Below are 3,476 nucleotides of genomic sequence, written 5' to 3' on the forward strand. Positions count from 1 at the left end.
GTCTTCCTGCGCCGCCGTACGCAGCATGCCGAGCAGTCCCGCCCAGCCCTGCGGCGTGCCCTCCCGGCACACCACCTGCACCCGGCACGGGGCCGCCGCCGGGCGGCCCAGCAGCCTCTGGAGCTCGGCGAGCAGCCGGGTGGCGGCGTGCTCGTACGCGGCGGCGGGCCCGTCGTCCCGGCTCTCCACCAGGACGACGGGCAGGCGGGGCGAGTGCTGCCGCAGCAGCGCCGCCTCCGCGTCCGGGACGTCGCACAGGACGGCCAGCCGGCGGACTCCGGCCGGTGCCGCCTGCCCGCGCGACGGCTCGTCTCGCCATGCCGGCACACGCAGGATGTTTCGACTCACTGTGGGATCCGTTCCAGGTCAGGTCACGGTGCGGCGCGGGGCCGCTCGTCCGAAGAGAAGAGAGGGCGGGGGCGGACGCGTACGGCGTCAGGTACGGGCGAGGTCGTCGGGATCGGCCCGTCCGTCGAGGACCGCGTCGAGCACCGCGGCACGGGCTCCGGCGTCGAACACGCCCCCGCCGTCGCCGAGTTGGGCGGCGCCAGACCCGGTGCCGGACCCGATGCCGTACTCGACGCCGCCGGGTCCGCCGGTCTCCGGTGGCGGGGCCGCCCCGTCCGTGGGCACCCAGTAGCGTTCGCGGGCGAACGGGTACGAGGGCAGCCGCACGGTGCGGCGCTCCCCCGGCGGGTGCAGCGCCTGCCAGTCGACGAGCGCCCCCTCGCACCACAGCGCGGCGGCCGCATCGAGGTCCCCGTCCCGCAGCGCGCGGGTCACCCGCGGGTCCTGCGCCCGGTCGCGCCGCACTCCCGCGCCGCGCGAGCGCCGCAGTGCGCCGGTGTGCCAGCCGCCGGGCTCCTCGCCCTTGAGGAACCGGTCCAGTACGTCGAGCACGTCCCCGGTCTCCTCGGCGACGAAGGCGAGACGCGCCTCCATCGCCTCCCGTCCCGTCTGCAACGTGCGGGCGAGGTCGGCCGTCGCGGGCGCCCGGCCCGCACCGTGCTCCCGCCGCAGGAAGTCCCGCAGCCGCTCGGCCACGATCCGCAGCCGCTCGCCGTCACGCGCCGAGACGGCGACGATCTGCGGAGCGACGGCCTGCGGAGCGCCCTGCGTCCCGTGCGCGGACCGTACGGACGCATCCCGCGAAGCCGTTTCCCGTACGGCCCGTTCCCGTGCCGCCGCGGGTGCGGCCTCCAGCACGACGTGCGCGTTGGCGCCGCCGAAGCCGAAGCTGCTCACCCCGGCGCGCAGCGGCCACGGCCGCCCGTCCGCGTCGAGCCGCGGCTCCCAGCGGCGTACCTCGCGCACCACCTCGAACCCGCCGCCGGACAGCGGCAGATGGGGATTGAGCCGGTCGCAGTGGAGGGTCGGCGGCAGTTCCCCGTGGCGCATGGCCAGCAGCACCTTCAGCACCCCGGCGAGCCCGGCCGCCGACTCGGCGTGCCCGATGTTGGTCTTCACCGAGCCCAGCGCCACCGGTGCGGTGCCGCTCTCCACACGCCCGCGGTCCGAACGCAGCGCGCGGTAGGCGCTGTCGAGGGCGCCGACCTCGACGGGGTCGCCGAGACCGGTGCCCGTGCCGTGCGCCTCGACGTAGCCGACGCTGTCGGGGTCGGTGCCGCGCATGGCCTCGCGGATGAGCGCGGTCTGCGCGACGGCGTTGGGGGCGGTGAGCGAACCGGCACGGCCGCCGTGGTTCTCGGCGCTGCCGCGTACGACGCCCCAGACCGGGTCGCCGTCCGCCAACGCCCGCTCCAGCGGCTTGAGTAGCACCGCGGCGATGCCCTCGGCACGTACGTAGCCGTCGGCGTCCGCGGAGAAGGTCTTGCAGCGGCCGTCCGGGCTGAGCATGCCCGCCATCTGCGTCGCGGCGAACGTGTCGACGCTCAGCAGCAGGTTGACGCCTCCCGCCAGGGCCATGTCGCAGCGGCCCGACCTGATGCTCTCCACCGCGCGGTGCAGGGCGACGAGCGAGCTGGAGCACGCGGTGTCCACCGGCTCGCTCGGGCCGTGCACGTCCAGGACGAAGGAGATCCGGTTGGCCAGCATCGAGTGGGCGTTGCCGGTGGCGGTGAAGCCGTCCGGTGCCACGCCGCTGGCGTTCAGCAGGTGGTGGTAGTCGCTGCCGGAGACGCCGACGTAGACGCCGGTGTTCTCCGGCAGCCGGCCGGGCGCGTAGCCGCCGTCCTCCAGCGCCGCCCACACCGTCTCCAGGGCCAACCGGTGCTGGGGGTCCATCAGTTCGGCTTCGAGCCGGGAGAGGTTGAAGAAGCCGGCGTCGAAGCGGTCGACGTCGTCGAGGACGCCCGCGAACTTCGGGAAGTCCGACCGTGCGACGACGCCGGTGTAGCGCTCGTCGAACCGGTCGCCCGGGTACTCCCCGATCAGGTCGTCCCCCGCGCGCAGCCGCTGCCAGAAGGTGTCCAGGTCAGCGGCGCCGGGGAAGCGGCCCGNCCCGCCACACCGACGACGGCGACGGCTCCCGGGTAGTCGGCCTCGTGGTAGGACACGGGCTCGGCGGACGAGAGGGGGGCGGGCGCGGTGGCCGCGGACGCCGCCCCGACTGCCGGTGCCGGAGCGGGAGTCGGCGCCCGGGCCGCGTCCGTCCCGGTGCCGTCCCCGGTGCCGCGGACGGCGCGGGCCGCCGTCTCCGCGTCGTAGCGCTCGCGCAGATGGGCGGCGAGGCTGCGGATGTCGGGGCACTCGAAGAACACGACCGGGCTGAGGTCCGTTCCGAGCAGGCCGTTGAGTTCGGAGGCCAGCCGCGCGAGGGCGATGGACTCGAAGCCGTACGCGTGGAAGTGGGTGTCGAGGTCGATCTCGTCCAGCTCGAACTTGAGCAGGTCGGCGACCGTCTCCCGCAGCACGGCGACGAGCGCGTCCCCCGCGTCGGCGTCCGCTTCCGCGGCAGGCGCGGCAGGTGGCTCACTGTGCGGCGCCGGAAGCGCCGTCGCCGGTACCGAGGCCGCCGCCAACGGGCGTGCCGCGCCCGGCAGTTCGGCCCGTACCGGTACGGCGCCGCCCTCCAGCGACGGCGGCAACGTCCCATCGGTGAACTCCGCGTCCTCCACCGCGCCCAGCGCCCGCCCGTCCCCGTCCAGGAAGGTGATGCGGAAGGTGGCCTCCGCGACGGGCTCCAGCAGCAGGGCGCGGGTGTCCGTCAGGTCGGCGCCGTACAGCGCGGCGGCGCGCAGTGCCGTCGTACGCGGCCGGCCCGTGGCGTGCTGCACGCCCTGTGCCAGCCCCGCCAGCACCCACGCGGGAATGCTGACGTGCTGCTTGTGCGGGTCCTGGCACATCGCCGGTTCGGCGACACGGACGAGCAGCCGCCGTCCGCCGGCCTCGGTGACGCCGGTGACGGCGCGCGCGTACGGGCGGGCGTCCACGCCCGCCTCGCCGAGCGCGGAGTAGAAGCCGTCGCCGTCCAGCGTCAGGGGTGCGGCGAGCAGCGCCGCGGCGTCGGCAGGCCG

The 3,476-nt window shown here is 75.7% G+C and carries 3 protein-coding genes; all 3 read right to left on the reverse strand.

Annotation, left to right across the window (positions count from 1 at the left end; genetic code table 11):
* A partial coding sequence (locus tag AN218_RS36615; protein WP_216311754.1) for a hypothetical protein occupies window positions 1–327 on the reverse strand: 327 nt, incomplete at its 3' end.
* Between the two features lie 108 nt (window positions 328–435).
* Window positions 436–2,433, reverse strand: a complete 1,998-nt coding sequence (locus AN218_RS11565; protein WP_244900404.1) for a beta-ketoacyl synthase N-terminal-like domain-containing protein — start codon at window positions 2,431–2,433, stop codon at window positions 436–438.
* Window positions 2,391–3,305, reverse strand: a complete 915-nt coding sequence (locus AN218_RS38130; protein ID WP_476755957.1) for a phosphopantetheine-binding protein — start codon at window positions 3,303–3,305, stop codon at window positions 2,391–2,393. The genes AN218_RS11565 and AN218_RS38130 overlap by 43 nt, the downstream gene beginning before the upstream one ends.
* Window positions 3,306–3,476 lie beyond the last annotated feature (171 nt).

Origin of the sequence: Streptomyces nanshensis (assembly GCF_001751255.1) — a bacterium.
Classification (GTDB): domain Bacteria; phylum Actinomycetota; class Actinomycetes; order Streptomycetales; family Streptomycetaceae; genus Streptomyces; species Streptomyces nanshensis_A.